Source organism: Tritonibacter multivorans (assembly GCF_001458415.1).
Lineage (GTDB): Bacteria > Pseudomonadota > Alphaproteobacteria > Rhodobacterales > Rhodobacteraceae > Epibacterium > Epibacterium multivorans.
In genome coordinates this window covers 484,786-502,487 of record NZ_CYSD01000012.1, presented here as the reverse complement: position 1 = coordinate 502,487, position 17,702 = coordinate 484,786, and the positions used below count along the sequence as shown (strand labels likewise).

Below are 17,702 nucleotides of genomic sequence, written 5' to 3'. Positions count from 1 at the left end.
GTCTGGACCTTTCCTGCAAAAGGGCTCCGTCAGGATCGGAGCCCGCTGAACATGCCGCAGGCTCTGCGGCGAAGGTGCGTGTTTCCATCCCCTTTATGCCGCTCTGGCCAGAGTGGTGTCTTGATGCAGATCAAGGTGCGTTGAAGTTGCGTGATTTAGAACCGCCTCGGATCACTACGTCCGGCGGGCCTGCGCCCCAAACGCATTTTCCGTCGGCGCCAAACTTCGCAAGAGGTTCTTCGAAACTTCTCAAAGGGGCATGAAATGTCTAATTATATCAAGCTAATCGTGCTTGGCGTAATCACCGTCTTCATGGCGATTGCGGCAAACTACGGGCGAGATCTGGCCTATCAGGTCCATGCCATCCTGTTGATGGTCGTGGCTGGCGGGTTGTTTCTCTACACCCTTCGCAACACTGATGAGCCAGAGCCCGTCGGTGTTTACAATCCCGGTGAATACTTTGACAGCGTCATTCGGGCAGGCGTCATTGCGACGGCCTTCTGGGGCGTGGTTGGGTTTCTGGCGGGGACCTTTATTGCGTTTCAACTGGCCTTCCCGGTTCTGAACTTTGACTGGGCGGAGGGTTTTGCCAACTTTGGGCGTCTGCGGCCGTTGCATACATCGGCGGTGATCTTTGCCTTTGGCGGCAACGCGCTGATTGCGACCTCGTTCTACATTGTGCAGCGCACCTCGGCGGCGCGCCTGTGGGGCGGCAACCTCGCGTGGTTTGTGTTCTGGGGCTATCAGCTGTTCATCGTGCTGGCGGCGACCGGCTATCTGCTGGGCGGCACCCAATCGAAAGAATATGCGGAACCTGAATGGTATGTGGACCTGTGGCTGACCGTGGTCTGGGTGGCCTATTTGGCGGTGTTCCTAGGCACCATTATCAACCGCAAGGAGCGCCATATCTATGTGGCGAACTGGTTCTTCCTGGCGTTTATCGTGACCGTTGCGATGCTGCATCTGGTCAATAACCTGACCATTCCGGTGTCGATCTGGGGCAGCAAATCCGTGATCGTCTGGTCCGGTGTTCAGGACGCGATGGTGCAGTGGTGGTATGGCCACAACGCTGTGGGCTTCTTCCTGACGGCGGGCTTCCTGGGCATGATGTATTACTTCATCCCCAAGCAGGCCGAACGTCCGGTGTTTTCGTACAAACTGTCGATCATCCACTTCTGGGCGCTGATCTTCCTGTACATCTGGGCCGGTCCGCACCACCTGCATTACACCGCGCTGCCGGACTGGGCCTCGACCCTTGGCATGGTGTTCTCGATCGTGCTGTGGATGCCCAGCTGGGGTGGCATGATCAACGGTCTGATGACGCTGTCTGGCGCCTGGGACAAGCTGCGCACCGACCCGGTTCTGCGGATGCTGGTGATCTCGGTTGGCTTCTACGGCATGTCCACCTTTGAGGGCCCGATGATGTCGATCCGCGCGGTGAACTCTCTGTCGCACTACACCGACTGGACCATTGGTCACGTGCACTCTGGTGCGCTGGGTTGGAACGGTATGATCACCTTTGGGGCGCTCTACTATCTGGTTCCGGTGCTGTGGAAACGCGAGCGTCTGTATTCGCTGTCCATGGTCAGCTGGCACTTCTGGCTCGCCACCATTGGGATCGTCCTTTACGCCGCCTCCATGTGGGTGACCGGCATTATGGAAGGCCTGATGTGGCGTGAAGTGGATGCGAACGGTTTCCTTGTGAACTCTTTCGCCGACACCGTGGCTGCGAAATTCCCGATGTATGTGGTGCGCGGTCTGGGCGGGGTCATGTTCCTCGCGGGCTCCATCATCATGTGCGTGAACCTCTGGATGACTGTCCGGAAGGCCCCGGCCCGCGAGGCCAGCCTCTCTGTCGCAGTCCCGGCTGAATAAGGAGGGATGAGCAATGGCAATTCTCGACAAACATAAAATCCTAGAGACGAACGCGACGCTTCTGCTGATCTGTTCCTTCCTTGTTGTCACCATTGGTGGCCTGGTGCAGATCACCCCGCTGTTCTATCTGGAGAACACCATCGAGAAGGTGGAGGGCATGCGGCCCTACACCCCTCTCGAGATGGCGGGGCGCGAGATCTACATCCGCGAAGGCTGCTATGTCTGCCACAGCCAGATGATCCGCCCCATGCGCGACGAAGAAGAACGCTACGGGCATTATTCGCTGGCGGCAGAATCCATGTATGACCACCCGTTCCAGTGGGGGTCCAAACGCACCGGGCCGGATCTGGCCCGTCTGGGCGGGCGGTATTCGGACGAGTGGCATGTGGACCACCTGCGCAACCCGCAGGCCGTGGTGCCGGAATCGGTGATGCCGAAATATGGCTTCCTTGAACGCACCCTGCTGGAAGGCGAATACATCGGTGACATTATGGCCACCAATGCGCTGGTTGGTGTGCCTTACACCGAGGACATGATCAAGGAAGCGCAGCGGGACTTCCGCGCGCAGGCGGATCCCGACAGCGACTATGACGGGCTGCTGGAGCGCTACGGCGAGGACATCAATGTGCGCAACTTTGATGGCCAGCCGGGCGTGTCCGAGGCCGATGCGCTGATCGCTTACCTGCAAATGCTGGGCACGCTGGTCGATTTCTCGACCTTCACGCCTGATGCAAGCCGCTGAGGGAGGGAACCATGGAAACCTATACCCTGCTTCGGGAATTCGCAGACAGCTGGATGCTTTTGTTCCTGTTCACCTTCTTCATGGGCGTTGTGTTCTGGGTCTTTCGCCCCGGCAGCCGCGCGGAACATCAAGACAGCGCCAATATCCCCTTCCGCAATGCTGATAAGCCTGCGGCCCAAGAGACGGAGGTCTGAGCGATGACCAAACCTGTCGATAAATTCAAAGGCGATCCAAATACCACTGGCCACCAGTGGGACGGGATCGAAGAGTTTGACAACCCAATGCCGCGGTGGTGGCTATGGACCTTCTATGCCACCATCATCTGGGGCGTGATCTATACCATTGCCTACCCGGCCTGGCCGCTGGTCAATTCGGCCACCGCAGGTCTGATGGGCTGGTCGTCGCGTGCCGATGTCGCGGCAGAGATCGCCGCTGTGGAAGAGGCCAATGGCCCGATCAATGCCAAGCTGGAGCAAATGGAGCTTGCGGCCCTCACCAGCGACCCAGAGCTGAACCGCTATGCGGTCTCTGCGGGGGGGGCGGTGTTTAAAACCTGGTGTGCGCAGTGCCATGGCTCTGGTGCGGCGGGGGCTGTTGGCTATCCGAACCTTCTGGACGATGACTGGCTCTGGGGTGGCTCTGTCGAGGACATCCACGCCACCGTGTCTTATGGCATCCGCAATGAGGAAAGCGACGATGCGCGCTATTCCGAGATGCCCGCTTTTGGCCGCGATGAGCTGTTGGAAAAAGGCGAGATCGACGCGGTTGTGAACTATGTCATGTCGCTGTCCGGCACCCCAGAGGATGCAACGCTTGTCACCGTAGGGGCTGAGGTCTTTGCCGACAACTGCGCGTCTTGTCACGGCGACACTGCGCTGGGCGACCGCGACCAGGGGGCGCCGAACTTGGCGGATGCGATCTGGCTCTATGGTGGGGACTACGCCAGCCTGAAAGAGACCGTGACCAATTCGCGCTATGGCGTCATGCCCAATTGGGACAGCCGCCTGACCGAGGCCGAGATCCGCGCGGTCACCGCCTATGTGCACCAGCTGGGTGGCGGTGAATAAGTGCGCTGAGGCAGACCCAAAGAAAGCCGCCCAACCGGGCGGCTTTTTGCATTTTGCGCCATTTGGTTGATCGAGGTCAAAGTCTGCAAGTGGTGGTGGTGGCACATTGGGGCTGCACGTTGGCCCCTTTCCCATGAGGGGTCTACCTCCACTAGGGATGGCCCAATACCTGCCGTTCCTCTGGCGCCGGTCTTTCGAGTGTTCGCGCGTTTCCTGAGAGACCGGCGTTTTTTCCAAAAACGCTAACCCATTGACGTGTCAGAGCCATGGTCGATGGCGCGGTTGCCGTCATGGATTTCGCTCCAGATGGCGAGGCCGGTCCAGCTGATCACATAGGCTGCGCCAAGGCCAATCATGACCTCGCCCGGAATGGGGCCGACATCTGATCGGGTGATCACGTCACTCCAATGCGAGATCGGACCCGGATGCACCATGACCTTGCCTGCATAGGCGGCGGATTGGATCAGCAGGATCCATAGGTAATTGCGCCGGATGCGTCGCCCGATCGCGGTGAGGAACGACACGTGATAGCCCGGTTTACGATAGTCCCCGGCCAGCACTTTCTGCCAGTTCTCCTCCAGATGCAGATCGCCATCATCCAGCATCGGCGCGTAGAAATGGGTTTCCATCCATCGGGCGCGGGCACGCCAGACGTTGAAGTACCTGTAACGCCGCGCCTCGAGCATCAGAAAGAAGATGATCAAAACCCCCACCAACACCAAGGGCAGGGGGGAGGCATCGGGGGACGAGAAGGAAATCGACAGCGCCACGCCCAGCGTGACCACGGACCAGTTGGTGGTTGTGTCAAGCCGCGTGCGCCAGATGGTCGAACGGTAAACCTCGGCCCGGTACAAATGGGCCAGCGCCCCGATCTCGGCGGCGTTCAGGGATTTTCGGTCTAACGGGTCCGGTTTGCTGGCGTCGGCGATGGCGGCTCCTCCCTTCCGCAGTCACCCCCAGCCTAGCGCAGGGAAATGCTGTGGGTCAAAAGCATGTTTTTTGAAGGACGCGACAAAACGACCGATGAAAACATCCAAGTACGATACCCATTTTTGATCCACGTCAAAGTTCTGGCCGCGTGCTTCTGGGACAAGCAAGCTGAGCCAATAGCCAGACCGGAGAGCCTCCGTGAGCGATTCCCAACAAGTCCCCAGCCTCTATGCTGCCCGTGAACCGATCTTTCCCCGACGGGTCAGCGGCAAGTTCCGCAATCTGAAATGGGTCATCCTCGCGGTGACGCTTGGGATTTATTACCTGACCCCTTGGATCCGCTGGGACCGGGGGCCGGAATTGCCGGATCAGGCGGTTCTGTTGGATCTGGCCGGGCGGCGGTTTTACTTCTTCTGGATCGAGATCTGGCCGCATGAGTTCTATTTCGTTGCGGGCCTTTTGATCATGGCAGGGCTGGGCCTGTTTCTGTTTACCTCTGCGCTGGGGCGGGTCTGGTGCGGCTATGCCTGTCCGCAGACTGTCTGGACGGATTTGTTCATTCTGGTGGAGCGCTGGATTGAAGGCGACCGGAACGCCCGCCTGCGTTTGCACCGGCAAGCCAAATGGGACCTGCGCAAGGCCCGTCTGCGGGTGACCAAATGGGTGGCTTGGCTGCTGATCGGCCTCGCCACCGGGGGGGCTTGGGTGTTCTATTTTGCCGATGCGCCGACGCTGGCGGTGGATCTGGTCACAGGCCAAGCGCATCCTGTCGCCTATACGACAATGGCGATCCTGACTTTCACCACCTTCTTTTTTGGTGGGTTTGCCCGCGAGCAGATCTGTATCTATGCCTGCCCCTGGCCGCGCATTCAGGCGGCGATGATGGACGAGGACACGCTGACCGTCGGCTACCGCCCCTGGCGTGGAGAGCCGCGCGGCAAACATCGCAAATCCGAGGAAGCCAAAACGATGGGGGACTGCATCGACTGTATGGCCTGCGTCAACGTCTGCCCCATGGGCATCGACATTCGCGACGGCCAGCAGATGGAATGCATCACCTGCGCACTGTGCATTGATGCCTGCGACGACATTATGGACAAGGTTGGCAAACCCCGCGGTCTGATCGACTATATGGCGCTGTCGGACGAGCCGCGCGAGCGCGAAGGCCAGCCGCCACGCCCGATCTGGCAGCATGTCTTCCGCCTGCGGACGATGGTTTATACCGTGCTTTGGGGCGGCGTCGGTCTGGCGCTGGTGTTTGCGCTGTTCATTCGGTCGGACATCGACCTGACCGTGGCACCGGTGCGCAACCCCACATTTGTCACATTGTCCGATGGCGCGATCCGCAATACCTATGATGTGCGCCTGCGCAACAAACATGGGGAGGCGCGCCCGTTTGAGCTGAGCTTGGGCAAGGCCGATGGGCTGGATCTGCGGCTGGAGGGTCAGGATGGCACTGCGGTCACCGTTCCGGCCGACACGGCGCTGCTGCAGCGGGTCTATATTGTGGCACCCAAAGACAGTGCTGCTGCCGAGGCAGAGGCCACAGACCTGCGGATCTGGGCCGAAGATGTTATCAATGGAGAGCGCGCGCACCGCGACACCACCTTTAATGGACGGGGGAACTGACCCATGGCTGATCAGAGTGCTGAACACACCGGACGCAAGCCCCGCGAATTCACCGGCTGGCATATGCTGGCGGTCTGCGTGGGCGCTTTTGGGGTCATTATCGCGGTCAATATCTCGCTGGCGGTGAATGCGGTGCGGACCTTTCCGGGGCTTAACGTCAAGAATTCTTACGTTGCCAGTCAGGAGTTCGACACCCGCCGCGACGCGCAGCTGGCGTTGGGCTGGGATGTGTCGGCTGTGGTGGAAGGGGGCGAATTGCGCCTCAATATCCGCGACGCAGGGGGCAGCCCGGTGCAGCCTGCGACCCTGCAGGCGGTGCTGGGCCGGTCGACCCATGTGCAGGACGACCGCGCGGTGGACTTCACTTTTGACGGCACGGCGCATGTGATGCCGGTGGATCTGAGCCCCGGCAAATGGGTCCTGCGCCTGCGCGCGGTCTCTGAAGATGGCACCGAATTCCAGCAGCGCATTGAGCTGCACGTGAGAGGCTAAGCCATGACTGCCGTCGATCCTGATTATCTGCGCCACCAAACTGCGGTCTGTCCGGGCTGCGCGGCAGGTCCGACCGAACCCGTCAAGGACGCCCCAACCGAGGCGCGCTTGGCGATTTCCCTGCCAACCATCCACTGTCAGGCCTGTATTTCGGCAGTGGAGCGTGGGTTGAATGCCGTGCCCGGCGTGCGCGATGCGCGGGTGAACCTGACCCTGAAGCGCGCCCTGATCGAGGCCGAGCCCGAGATGCGCGCTGCCGATCTGATCCCGGTCTGCGAGGGCCTTGGCTATGAGGCGCATGAGCTGGACCTCACCGCGCTGAGCGCAACCGAAGCCGACAAGGCGGGCCGTGATCTGTTGTTGCGGCTGGCGGTGGCGGGGTTTGCCTCGATGAACGTCATGCTCTTGTCGATCTCGGTCTGGTCCGGGGCGACGGATGCGACGCGCGATATGTTCCATTGGATTTCGGCGGCGATCACCTTTCCGGCGATCCTCTATGCGGCGCAGCCGTTTTTCAAAAACGCCTGGTCGGCGCTGCGGGTGCGGCGGCTGAATATGGATGTGCCGATTGTGCTGGCGCTGGTGCTGGCGCTGGTCACATCGCTGTGGGAAACCACGCTGTCGGGCGAACACGCTTATTTCGATGCAGCGCTGACGCTGACCTTCTTCCTGCTTGCAGGGCGGTATCTGGACCATCGCACGCGGGCGGTGGCCCGATCTGCCGCGGAAGAGCTGACCGCGCTGGAGGTGCCCCGTGCCCTGCGTCTGCGTGACGGTGTGGAAGAAGAGGTCGCCGTGTCTGACCTGCGCGAAGGCGACATGGTGTTGGTGCGCCCCGGCGGGCGGATGCCGGTGGATGGGGAGGTTGTGTCGGGACATTCCGAGCTGGACCGGTCCCTGCTGACCGGAGAGACCCTGCCGGTTGCCACAGCCCCGGGGGATGTGGTTTCGGCGGGTGAAGTGAACCTGACCGGCCCGCTGACCCTGCGGGCCACCGCCGTGGGCGAGGAGACCTCGCTCCATCGGCTGGCGGATCTTGTGGCCATCGCAGAGTCCGGGCGGTCGCGCTATACCTCGCTCGCCGATCGGGCGGCAAAGCTCTATGCGCCCGGGGTCCACATCCTGTCGGCGCTGGCGTTTCTGGGCTGGTATCTGTTCACTTTTGATATGCGCACGGCGTTGAACATTGCGGCGGCGGTGCTGATTATCACCTGCCCCTGCGCGCTGGGGCTGGCGGTGCCTGCGGTGACCACGGCCGCGTCCGGGCGCTTGTTCCGGGCGGGGCTTCTGGTGAAACACGCCACCGCGCTGGAGCGTCTGGCAGAGGTCGACACGGTTGTGTTTGATAAAACCGGCACCCTGACCGAGGGCCAGCCTGAGCTGGTCAATCTGGACCAGATCCCTGAACAGGATCTGGCGGTGGCGGCGGCGCTGGCCGCAGGCTCTGCCCACCCGTTGGCGCAGGCGATTGCCAAGGCCGCGCGCGCCGCGAATGTGGCACCTGCTGCGGTCGCGGACCTGCGCGAGGTTCCGGGATTTGGTGTTGAGGGACACTGGCAGGGGCATCGCGTGCGTTTGGGGCGGGCAAGCTGGCTGGGCGCGCCGATCAGCCGTCAGACCATGACCTGGCTGGATCTGGGATCGGGTGCGCCGCGTGGCTTTGGCTTTGTTGATGCGTTGCGCCCCGGCGCGGCAGAGACCGTTGCGGCACTGAAGGCGTCGGGAAAGTCCGTTCTGCTGATCTCGGGCGACAGCGCACCGGCAGTTCAGGATCTGGCAGAACGTCTGGGCCTGACCGACTGGCAGGCAGAGGCCGTGCCGCAGGACAAATCCGCCCGTGTTCAGGCCCTGTCGGAGGCTGGTCACAAGGTGCTGATGGTGGGCGATGGGTTGAATGACACTGCCGCGCTCGCTGCGGCGCATGTGTCAATCTCGCCTGCGTCTGCGTTGGACGCGGCACGGGTGGCCTCTGATATTGTTCTGTTGGGGCGTGATCTGACCCCGATCCATGCGGCCTGTGGGGTGGCGCAGAAAGCGACCCGCCGCATTCGCGAGAACTTCCGGATTGCGACGCTGTACAATGTGATTGCTGTGCCGCTTGCGGTGGCTGGTCTGGCGACACCGCTGATCGCGGCACTGGCAATGTCCACCTCGTCGATCACCGTGTCTTTGAACGCGCTGCGACTGCGCTAGGAGGGGCTTGATGTCGGTTATTTCTTATTTGATCCCGATTTCACTGGTCCTGGGGGGGCTGGGACTGTGGGGGTTTGTCTATACCCTGCGCAGCAATCAGTATGAGGATCCCGATGGCGATGCCCGCCGCATCCTGAGTGACGAATGGGACGACCATCCGCGCCCCTGACGGGCGCGGGCAGGCGGGGCGCTCCCGCCGCCTTCATCTGAATTGCAAATTCAGCCTTGGCTGTTGGGCCCGGCGCCGCGCTTTGGCGCGGCGCGGTCGCGTTTGTGGCTGTGTCGTGGAATGCGGCGCGCCGGGATCAAGAAGGCCCAAGCGTATCGCAGGAGACATTGCGTGCGCGCAGGCGGCTGCAGGCGCTTTCAGCCCCTTCCTGGGTCATTCCCAGGAAATGAGCATCAAAGCCACGCGGGCTCTGCACCACTTTGCGCAGGGATCCGTCCAGCGTTTCCATTTCAGACAGGGCAGTGCGCAGCAGCACCTTTTCGGCCTGATAGCGGCTGGCATAGCGGCCCACATTGATGCCCCAATAGCGGCCACCGGATGTGGAAATCCGGGTCACCAGAACGGGTTCCTCGGGCGCGACTTCGGCGGTGCGGGTTGCCAGATCTGTCGGGCGCATACGCGGGCGGGGGCCGCTGTAACGGGCCAGAACCGCAGGGGTCTGTGCAGCGGCGCTCACAGCGGTGTCTGCGGCTGCGGTGCCCTCCTGAGCTGCGGCAACTGCTGTGGCAACAGCGGTTTCGCGGCGCGGACGCAGGTCAATGATCGGACGCGGCGCGCTGTCGGGGGCGGTGATGTCCTGTGCCGACACCGACAGCTGTTCAATTTCGGTTGCGTCTTCCGCTGAGGTGTCAGCTGACACTTCGGCCAGCAGGCTGTTGATGCTGTTTTGCAGTTCCGGATCCTGTGGCGCAGGCTGGGCTGCAGCCACCAGCAGCGACGACGGGCGCATGCGTGGGCGGATGGTGGTCTTGAGCGGACCGGTTTGCAGCTTCGGCTTTGGATCGGCGGCCGCGACCTGAAGGTCCTTGTTGCCGGTGTAGCGCGGCAGGGCCGGTTTGCGCAGCTTGGCGTAGGAGGGCGCGCGGCGGAAGCCGAGGTCCAGAAGCTCGGCCACTTTGGCATTGCGAGAAGGCGTGGATTTGCCGCCAAAGACGGTGGCAATAATGCGTTCATTGCCGCGCTTGGCCGAGGCCACGAGGTTGTAGCCCGCCGCGCGGGTATAGCCGGTTTTGATGCCATCTGCGCCCCGGTAGCTGCCCAGTAGACGGCGGTTGGTGTTGTAGACCACCTTCAGCCCCGCATCGGTCGAGGTGCGGGAGAACAGATTATAGTACTCGGGGTAATCATAGAGGATATGGCGTCCGAGAATGGTCATGTCGCGGGCGGTGGACTGGTGGCCCTTGGCGGTCAGGCCATGCGCGTTCTTAAACGTCGTGCGGGTCATGCCCAGCGATTTGGCGGTACGGGTCATGCGACGCGCAAAGGCAGCTTCCGAGCCGGAGATCGCCTCACCAATTGCGGTGGCCGCGTCATTGGCGGATTTCACCGCAGCGGCGCGCAGCAAGTAGCGCAGAGCGATTTTCTGCCCTGTCCGCAGGCCCAGCTCAGACGGCGGCTCAGCCGCGGCATTGCGGCTGATGGTGATTTTCTTGTCGAGCGAGATTTCGCCGTTCCGCACCGCCTCGAACGCAATATAAAGCGTCATCATCTTGGTCAGAGAGGCCGGGTGAAGCCGGGTGTCGGCATTGCGGGAATGCAGCACCTTACCGGTGCGCGCATCCATCACCATGGCCGCATAGGGCGCGGCGATCGAAAAGGACGGTGTCAGGGCGGCGACCAGCAGGGTCAGACCCAACAAAAGCGCCGCACCTGACCTCCGCATGGCGACTGCCATGTTTCGGGGACCAATAAAGGTGTCCGGACTCCGGCTGTGGGAACCCTGCGCGATCTTTGCCATGTCTGCCTCGTGTCGTCGATTTTTCGACTGACTCTTTGTGGTTGCAAAGAGGCTAACACAGCTTGGTCAAGGAATAAACAATTGAGCGTTCGCTGAAAATTAAATCCAATCCGAGATTTGTCCATATTTTGCGGGGCGTTCCTGGGTGCCCACCACATCTCGGTTTCGTTAAGCCTTCGTTAGGAAAAAACTTGCGCGCGCGACCTTCCTGCAACGCTTGGGCTGCTCAAAGGTCGCGCGATTTTACGGTTAAACCTCGATGGTCAGGTAATGGGGCGACAGAAACCGCAGCTCCACGCCGAGCGCGGTGGGCGACGGCAGGCCCTGCGCGATTCTGTGGGCCAATTTGTCCTGCAGCGCTTGCAGGAAGGCGGGGGTGCGATGCGCTTTCTCCAGCAATGCAATCTGCAACAGGACGTGGCGATGATGGGTGTCTGCCACCGCAAAGGCCCGCCCTTTGCAGGCCCCGGACGAGGGGTCGTGGGTGTGAATGATCGCCTCAATATCCCGCAGCAGCGCAGGGGCATCGAGGGCGAGGTCTTGGCTGTAGTACAGTTCAGCTTGGGGCATGGGCGGTTCAGTCCAGTTGGTCCAGAAGGGCGGGCAGGGCGCTGAGATCGGCGATTTCATGGTAGCGGGGGCTGTCGGTGGGCGGTTCGGCGTGTTCGACCTCCCAGACCAAACCGTGCGGGACATAGGTGCCCCAGCCGCCGGCCTCGACAACAGGCACCACATCGGACCGCATGGAGTTCCCGGCCATCATGGCGTGGGCCGCGCCATCGCCGTGGCGGTTGAAAATGTCTGTATAAACTTCGGGCGTCTTCTCTGACACGATCTCGACCGCATCAAACAGGTCGCCAAGGCCGGATTGTGCCAGTTTCCGTTCCTGATCCAGCAAATCGCCTTTGGTGATCAGCACCAGTTTGTATTGACCCGCCAGCGCCTCAACTGCGTTGCGGGCGTGGGGCAGCAGTTCGATCGGATAGGACAGCATCATCTGACCCGCGACCAGCAGTTCCTTGATCACGGTGGTCGGCACATCATGGCCCGAGACATCAATCGCGGTCTCGATCATCGACAGCGTGAAGCCTTTGACGCCATAGCCATAGCGGCCCAGATTGCGTTTTTCCGCGTCCAGAAGCAGCCGGTCCAGTTCCTCGCGCCCCAGATGTTCGGGCGTGTGATCCATCATCAATTCGGCAAAACGGTCCTGCGTCATGCGAAAGAAACGCTCGTTGTGCCAGAGCGTATCATCTGCGTCAAAACCCACTGTCGTGATCTGTCTTGCCATTATAGTGTTCTCAATCTCTTTTCCTTATGCACCGAAAGCCTATATAAGCCGGTGTTGAATTTCCATGTATGACCGGAATACGAGAAGCGATGCAGCAGCCTGTGATGATGTCGGACAATACAGATGACGAAAACGATCTGGGTCTTTTGACCAAGACGCGTCCGCGCACCCAGCGCCCGCCGCGCTATAAGGTGCTGCTTCTGAATGATGACTACACCCCGATGGAATTTGTGGTCATTGTGCTGGAACGCTTCTTTGGCATGACCCATGCGCAGGCCTTTGAAATCATGCTGACGGTCCATAAAAAGGGCCTTGCTGTGGTTGGCGTGTTCAGCCATGAGGTCGCGGAAACCAAGGTCGCACAGGTGATGGATTATGCCCGTCGCCACCAGCATCCGCTGCAATGCACCATGGAAAAAGAAGAGTAACCTCAAGCGGTTAATCTGCCAGGCGCGCGGCGCACTGGCGAAGAAAGGACTTCCCCATGTCTATTCGTCTGACCCTCGCGGTAGAGGCGCAGGGCTTTGTTGTGCCCGAAGAAGGCCGCGTTCTGGTGATGCAGGCCACCGCTGCGCATGACCTGTCTGCCCTGCCGCGTGACCGTGTGCTGGTGGTACAGCCGCTGAAGCCGGACCATGACGGCTGGGCCGCGCAGGGTTTTGCTGTGGCCGCTGAAATTCCTGCCGATGAACGCTTTGCGGCGGCGGTGGTTTTTGCCACGCGTGCCAAGGCGGAATGCCGCCAACGTGTGGCCGAAGCGGCGGCAGTGACCGATGGTCAGCTGCTCTTGGATGGGGCCAAGACCGAGGGCATTGATTCTCTGTTGAAAGAGCTGAAAAAGCGCACAACACCGTCGGCGGCGATTTCCAAAGCGCATGGCAAGGCGTTCTGGATCGAGGCCGGGCTGGATCTTGCCGATTGGCTGCCCGGAGAGCGGGCCCCTGTCGAAGGGTTCGTCACCGCGCCTGGTGTGTTCTCGGCCGATGGGGTCGATCCGGCCTCGCGGATGCTGGCGGCGGCACTGCCAGAAAAGCTGGGCGCACGGGTCGCGGATCTGGGCGCCGGTTGGGGGTATCTGTCGGCGGCGGCTTTTGAACGTGCCGGTGTGAAATCGCTGGATCTGGTGGAGGCCAACCATGTGGCGCTGATCTGCGCGCGTCAGAACGTGACCGACGAACGCGCGTCCTTCCACTGGGCGGATGCCCGCGACTGGGGGGCGAAATCCAGCATCGATACGGTGATCATGAACCCGCCATTCCATTCGGGCCGCAGCGCCGAGCCGTCGCTGGGTCAGGCCTTTATCACCAATGCATCGCGCATTCTGGTGGGCTCTGGCCGGCTGTATCTGGTGGCGAACCGCCATCTGCCCTACGAGGCAACGCTGGATGGCGCTTTTGCCAAAGTGACCGAGGTCGCAGGGGATCGCAGTTTCAAGGTTCTGCTGGCGGAACGTCCCAAACGGGCACGCTAGGGCGTCGCGCACCATTAATTTTGTTCAAAACCCGAAGTATACGGGGTAACGTCCGCTTCGGTGCCAGCCGGTTTTGCGGCGGAACAAAACACATGAGGGCTTCTAGGATGAGTTTCTCCATCAGCGGCAAGACCGCCATTGTCACCGGTGCGGCCAGCGGTATTGGCCTTGCGATTGGCCGCCAGCTGGCCAATGCGGGCGCCAATGTGATGTTTGTGGATACCGATGAGGCCGCGCTGCTGGCCGAACTGGGCGAGCAGGCCGAGGACAGCAATATCCGCTATTTTGTGGGCGATATGCGCGAGCGTCTGGCGGTGGCGAACCTTCTGTCGGCGACCATTGATGCCTTTGACGAAATCGACATTCTGGTGAATGGGGCACGGCAGGTTGTGACCTCTGACCCGCTGGACCCGCAGGATGAAACGGTCGAACAGCTGTTGCAGCAGAACCTGATGACGGCCATGCGGCTCAGCCAGCAGGTTGCCAAACGCATGATCCGCCAGTCCGAAGACAGCGAAGACGCGGGCGAACAGGTTGGCACAATTATCAATCTTTCGTCGATCTCGGCGCGCCGGACGCACCCGGATCTGCTGGCCTATTCCGTGGCGTCAGCCGCGCTGGATCAGATGACCCGGTCGCTGGCCGTGGCTCTGGCGCCGCATCGCATCCGGGTGAATTCAATCGCCTTTGGCTCGGTGATGAGCGCGTCGATGAAAGAGGTGCTCAAGGGCAACCGCCCCTTGCGCGAAGACATTGAACAGCACACGCCACTTGGTCGCATTGCGGCGCCCACCGAATTGGCTGAAACTGCCTTGTTCCTGGCCTCTGAGGCGTCGGCCTTTCTGACCGGTCAGGTGATCACAGTGGACGGTGGTCGCACGCTTTTGGACCCGGTGACCGTTCCTGTGCACTGAGTTTGAAGGACACGATCGATGACAAGCCCCGCGCAAGAGATGCACTCTGAAAAAGCCCGCGCTGCAGACTGGTTTCGCGCGCTGCGCGATCAGATCGTTGCAGCCTTCGAGGCGCTGGAAGACAACCACAGCGAAGGCCCCTTTGCCGATATGGCGCCGGGCCGGTTCGAGGTCACTGAGACCACGCGCGAAGGTGAGGGCGGCGCGGATGCAGGCGGTGGCCTGATGAGTGTCATGCGCGGCGGCCGGGTGTTTGAAAAGGTTGGCGTCAATATTTCCGAGGTCTACGGCACCCTGGGCGAACGTGCGCAGATGGCAATGGCCGCGCGCAAAGGCCTGCCGGGGATGAAAGAAGACCCGCGTTTCTGGGCCTCGGGCATTTCTTTGGTGGCGCATATGCGCAACCCGCATGTGCCTGCGGTGCACATGAACACGCGGATGTTCTGGACGCCTCATGGCTGGTGGTTCGGCGGTGGGTCGGACCTGAATCCTTGCATTGAATACGCCGAGGACACGGCGCATTTTCACGGCGTCCAAGAGGCGCATCTGGCGCCGCATGGGGATGACCTTTATCCCAAGCTGAAGGCCTGGGCCGATGAGTACTTCTTTATCCCGCACCGGGGGCGGGCACGTGGCGTTGGCGGTATCTTTATGGATGACCGCAACAGCGGTGACTGGGCGGCGGATTTTGCCCTGACGCAGGACATTGGCCGCGCGTTTCTGCCGGCCTATGTGCCACTGATCGAAAAACGCCGGGTCCAGCCCTGTGACGACGCCGACAAGGACGCGCAGCTGATCCACCGTGGGCTCTATGCGGAATACAATCTGGTCTATGACCGGGGCACCAAGTTTGGTCTGGAAACGGGCCATGATGCCAATGCGGTTCTGATGAGCCTGCCGCCCTTGGCGAAATGGGTGTGATCCCTCTGGCCGGAGCGGTTGGCCGGGACCTGCCGAGGCGCTGATTTTACGCTGTGAGACCTTGCTTTTGACAGGCTGTCCCGGTCCAATCGGGGCAGCTTTTGTTTTGCGAGCAGGAGAATTTATGCGGCGGCTGTTTGCTTTGGCACTTTTCCTCTTGGCGGCCTGTGGATCTGGTCCCGGATCTGCTCCGGATACAGGTCCACCTTCGACCAGCGCGAACGCCGCATCGGTGGCCCGGCTGGCGGTTTATCCAAAGTTTGGTGACAGCGACCCGCATGACTGGCAGGGGCGCCGCCCGCACAATTACCCGGTGCATGGGATCGACGTGTCGCGCTGGCAAGGCGCGATTGATTGGTCGCGTATTCGGCGCGAAGGCGTCAGTTTTGCCTATATCAAGGCCACCGAAGGCGGGGATGTGCTGGACCCGAAGTTCCGGGACAACTGGCGCGGGGCGCGCCGGGCGGGGGTGAAGCGCGGGGCCTATCACTACTATTATTTCTGCCGCTCGCCCGAGGCGCAGGCGCGGTGGTTTATCCGCAATGTGCCCCGCGACAGCAGGGCTTTGCCGCCAGTTCTCGATATGGAATGGAACCATCAGTCGAAAACCTGCAAGCGGCGACCAAAAGGGGCGCAGGTGCGCCGCGAGGCGCAGCGGTTTATCAATCTGATCGAACGCCACTATGGCAAGACACCAGTGATTTACACAACCGTGGATTTCTGGCGGGACACCGGGATTGGGCGGCTGCGCGGCGCGCAGTTCTGGCTGCGGTCGGTGGCAGGTCACCCGCGCGAGGTCTACCCCGGCGCAAACTGGCTGTTCTGGCAATACACGGGCACCGGGCGGATGGCCGGGATTGCCGGTGACGTTGACATCAATGTCTTTGCGGGCAACCCAGAGGCTTGGCTGCGCTGGGCATCGCAATAGCGGTTTTTGCCATGGCGCGAGCCCTGTGATTTGGCGACCGGAGAGAGGGTTTGCGCTGCGCTACGCGCATCGCCGGGAGGCAGGCCGCGCCTTCGGCGCGGCCTGCCTGGCCCAACGCTTTTGAAGGAGGCTCTGCCTCCTGAAAAAGGGGCGGGAGTGCTCCGCCCGCCGCAGGCGAAGGCGGGTCCAACTTTGACGATGCCTGACGAAATACAGGCGGGGCTGGGCGGTTGCGCGCTTAGCTATGCCAGTCAAAAAAGCCCGGACCAGCCTGATTGCGCAGCTGCGCTGCCAGGGACTGACCAATGTCACGCGCATCGGACACAGCACCGCTCAGCGCGCCAGAGATCGCTTCGGAGCCGTCCGGGCGCAGCAGTTCGCCGCGCAGGTGCAGCTGACCACCTGTCAGCTCTGCCAGCCCTGCGATGGGGGTTTCGCAGGACCCATCCAGCGCCTCGAGGAAGGCGCGTTCTGCGGTCAGGCGTTGGCCGGTTTCACCGTGGTGGATGGCGGCCAGCATCTCGCCTGTGCGGTCATCGCTGATCCGACGTTCAATGCATATGGCGCCCTGCGCAACGGCAGGCAGCATGTCGGTGACCTCTACCGCCGTCGCGGGCACCTGATCCAACATGTCCAGACGGCTGAGGCCTGCCATGGCCAGGAAGGTGCATTGCGCGACGCCATCGTTCAGTTTCTTCAGGCGGGTCTGCACATTGCCGCGGAATTCCACGACCTTCAGGTCCGGGCGGCGATAGAGTAGCTGTGCCCGGCGGCGCAGAGAGGACGAGCCCACAACCGCGCCTTCGGGCAGATCGGCAATGCCCTTGAACGACGGGGACACAAAGGCATCCCGCACGTCTTCGCGCGGCAGGAAACAGTCGATCACCAGCCCCTCGGGCTGCACTGTCGGCATGTCTTTGGTCGAATGCACCGCAATGTCGATGGTGCCGGCCAGCATGGCCTCTTCGATTTCCTTGGTGAACAGACCCTTGTTGCCGATTTCCTTGAGCGGTCGGTCGGCGTCGATCATGGCGCGGTTGTCGCCCGTGGTCTGGATCACCACGATCTCGAACGCCTCTTCCGGCAGGCTGAACGCCGCGCTGAGCCGCGCGCGCGTCTCATAGGCCTGCGCCAGCGCCAAAGGCGAACCACGGGTGCCGATTTTGAGGGGCGAAGCGGGGGAGGGCAGGGTCAATGTCATGGCCACAGCCATAATCGCGACATTCTGTCGTGGCAAGCGCGCGGCCTTCCACCTTGACAATTTGCCGCTGAAAGCAGACCT

General features: G+C 61.6%; 18 protein-coding genes. 13 read left to right on the top strand and 5 right to left on the bottom strand.

The genetic code is table 11. The features are described from left to right. Positions 1-264 precede the first annotated feature (264 nt). From ccoN to ccoP, 4 genes are read left to right on the top strand one after another with little or no spacing between them, the layout of a single operon-like run. Entirely contained in the window at positions 265-1,875 is a 1,611-nt protein-coding gene (gene ccoN / locus TRM7557_RS03725; RefSeq protein WP_058288849.1) for a cytochrome-c oxidase, cbb3-type subunit I, read from the top strand. A gap of 13 nt (positions 1,876-1,888) precedes the next feature. Continuing rightward, positions 1,889-2,617, top strand: coding sequence for a cytochrome-c oxidase, cbb3-type subunit II (ccoO, locus tag TRM7557_RS03720; protein ID WP_058288848.1), 729 nt, complete (start codon positions 1,889-1,891; stop codon positions 2,615-2,617). An 11-nt stretch (positions 2,618-2,628) separates the two neighbouring features. Then, positions 2,629-2,811, top strand: coding sequence for a CcoQ/FixQ family Cbb3-type cytochrome c oxidase assembly chaperone (locus TRM7557_RS03715; RefSeq protein WP_058288847.1), 183 nt, complete (start codon positions 2,629-2,631; stop codon positions 2,809-2,811). A gap of 3 nt (positions 2,812-2,814) precedes the next feature. Next, the gene (gene ccoP, locus TRM7557_RS03710) at positions 2,815-3,684 is read left to right on the top strand and encodes a cytochrome-c oxidase, cbb3-type subunit III (protein WP_058288846.1); all 870 of its coding nucleotides are present in this window, start codon (positions 2,815-2,817) and stop codon (positions 3,682-3,684) included. A 242-nt stretch (positions 3,685-3,926) separates the two neighbouring features. On the opposite strand, the gene TRM7557_RS03705 is transcribed toward ccoP, so the two are convergent. Next, the gene (locus TRM7557_RS03705; protein ID WP_413081150.1) at positions 3,927-4,538 is read right to left on the bottom strand and encodes a DUF2270 domain-containing protein; all 612 of its coding nucleotides are present in this window, start codon (positions 4,536-4,538) and stop codon (positions 3,927-3,929) included. Positions 4,539-4,812: 274 nt separating this feature from the next. Between TRM7557_RS03705 and ccoG the strand changes: the two genes are divergently transcribed. Genes ccoG through ccoS form a run of 4 tightly spaced genes read left to right on the top strand, consistent with a single transcriptional unit; the run spans position 4,813 to position 9,097 of the window. Continuing rightward, positions 4,813-6,243 (top strand): cytochrome c oxidase accessory protein CcoG, encoded by a 1,431-nt coding sequence (ccoG, locus tag TRM7557_RS03700; protein ID WP_058288844.1) that lies wholly within the window; start codon positions 4,813-4,815, stop codon positions 6,241-6,243. Between the two features lie 3 nt (positions 6,244-6,246). Beyond that, positions 6,247-6,735, top strand: a complete 489-nt coding sequence (locus TRM7557_RS03695; RefSeq protein ID WP_058288843.1) for a FixH family protein — start codon at positions 6,247-6,249, stop codon at positions 6,733-6,735. Positions 6,736-6,738: 3 nt separating this feature from the next. Next, positions 6,739-8,928 carry a heavy metal translocating P-type ATPase gene (locus tag TRM7557_RS03690; RefSeq protein WP_058288842.1) on the top strand — a complete coding sequence of 730 codons (2,190 nt, stop codon included), beginning with the start codon at positions 6,739-6,741 and terminating at the stop codon, positions 8,926-8,928. A gap of 10 nt (positions 8,929-8,938) precedes the next feature. Then, the gene (gene ccoS / locus TRM7557_RS03685) at positions 8,939-9,097 is read left to right on the top strand and encodes a cbb3-type cytochrome oxidase assembly protein CcoS (RefSeq protein ID WP_058288841.1); all 159 of its coding nucleotides are present in this window, start codon (positions 8,939-8,941) and stop codon (positions 9,095-9,097) included. 136 nt (positions 9,098-9,233) lie between these two features. Here ccoS and TRM7557_RS03680 read toward each other — a convergent pair whose 3' ends face one another. The 3 genes from TRM7557_RS03680 to TRM7557_RS03670 form a co-directional block, all read right to left on the bottom strand. After that, positions 9,234-10,832: a D-alanyl-D-alanine carboxypeptidase family protein gene (locus tag TRM7557_RS03680; RefSeq protein WP_207382614.1), complete on the bottom strand. Its 1,599-nt coding sequence runs from the start codon at positions 10,830-10,832 to the stop codon at positions 9,234-9,236. Positions 10,833-11,144: 312 nt separating this feature from the next. Further along, the gene (locus tag TRM7557_RS03675) at positions 11,145-11,465 is read right to left on the bottom strand and encodes a hypothetical protein (protein WP_074941855.1); all 321 of its coding nucleotides are present in this window, start codon (positions 11,463-11,465) and stop codon (positions 11,145-11,147) included. A 7-nt stretch (positions 11,466-11,472) separates the two neighbouring features. Then, complete coding sequence (locus tag TRM7557_RS03670) at positions 11,473-12,186, bottom strand: HAD family hydrolase (RefSeq protein WP_058288838.1); 714 nt, start codon at positions 12,184-12,186, stop codon at positions 11,473-11,475. A 104-nt stretch (positions 12,187-12,290) separates the two neighbouring features. Here TRM7557_RS03670 and clpS point away from each other — a divergent pair, with 104 nt between their 5' ends. From clpS to TRM7557_RS03645, 5 genes are all read left to right on the top strand, one after another. Beyond that, positions 12,291-12,614, top strand: a complete 324-nt coding sequence (gene clpS, locus TRM7557_RS03665) for an ATP-dependent Clp protease adapter ClpS (protein WP_058288940.1) — start codon at positions 12,291-12,293, stop codon at positions 12,612-12,614. 56 nt (positions 12,615-12,670) lie between these two features. Next, positions 12,671-13,657, top strand: coding sequence for a class I SAM-dependent methyltransferase (locus TRM7557_RS03660; RefSeq protein ID WP_058288837.1), 987 nt, complete (start codon positions 12,671-12,673; stop codon positions 13,655-13,657). A 107-nt stretch (positions 13,658-13,764) separates the two neighbouring features. Next, entirely contained in the window at positions 13,765-14,571 is an 807-nt protein-coding gene (locus tag TRM7557_RS03655) for an SDR family NAD(P)-dependent oxidoreductase (RefSeq protein WP_058288836.1), read from the top strand. A gap of 18 nt (positions 14,572-14,589) precedes the next feature. Beyond that, positions 14,590-15,492, top strand: coding sequence for an oxygen-dependent coproporphyrinogen oxidase (gene hemF, locus TRM7557_RS03650; RefSeq protein ID WP_058288835.1), 903 nt, complete (start codon positions 14,590-14,592; stop codon positions 15,490-15,492). A 124-nt stretch (positions 15,493-15,616) separates the two neighbouring features. Next, positions 15,617-16,420: a glycoside hydrolase family 25 protein gene (locus TRM7557_RS03645; protein WP_058288834.1), complete on the top strand. Its 804-nt coding sequence runs from the start codon at positions 15,617-15,619 to the stop codon at positions 16,418-16,420. Positions 16,421-16,658: 238 nt separating this feature from the next. On the opposite strand, the gene hemC is transcribed toward TRM7557_RS03645, so the two are convergent. After that, entirely contained in the window at positions 16,659-17,621 is a 963-nt protein-coding gene (gene hemC / locus TRM7557_RS03640; protein WP_058288939.1) for a hydroxymethylbilane synthase, read from the bottom strand. Positions 17,622-17,702 lie beyond the last annotated feature (81 nt).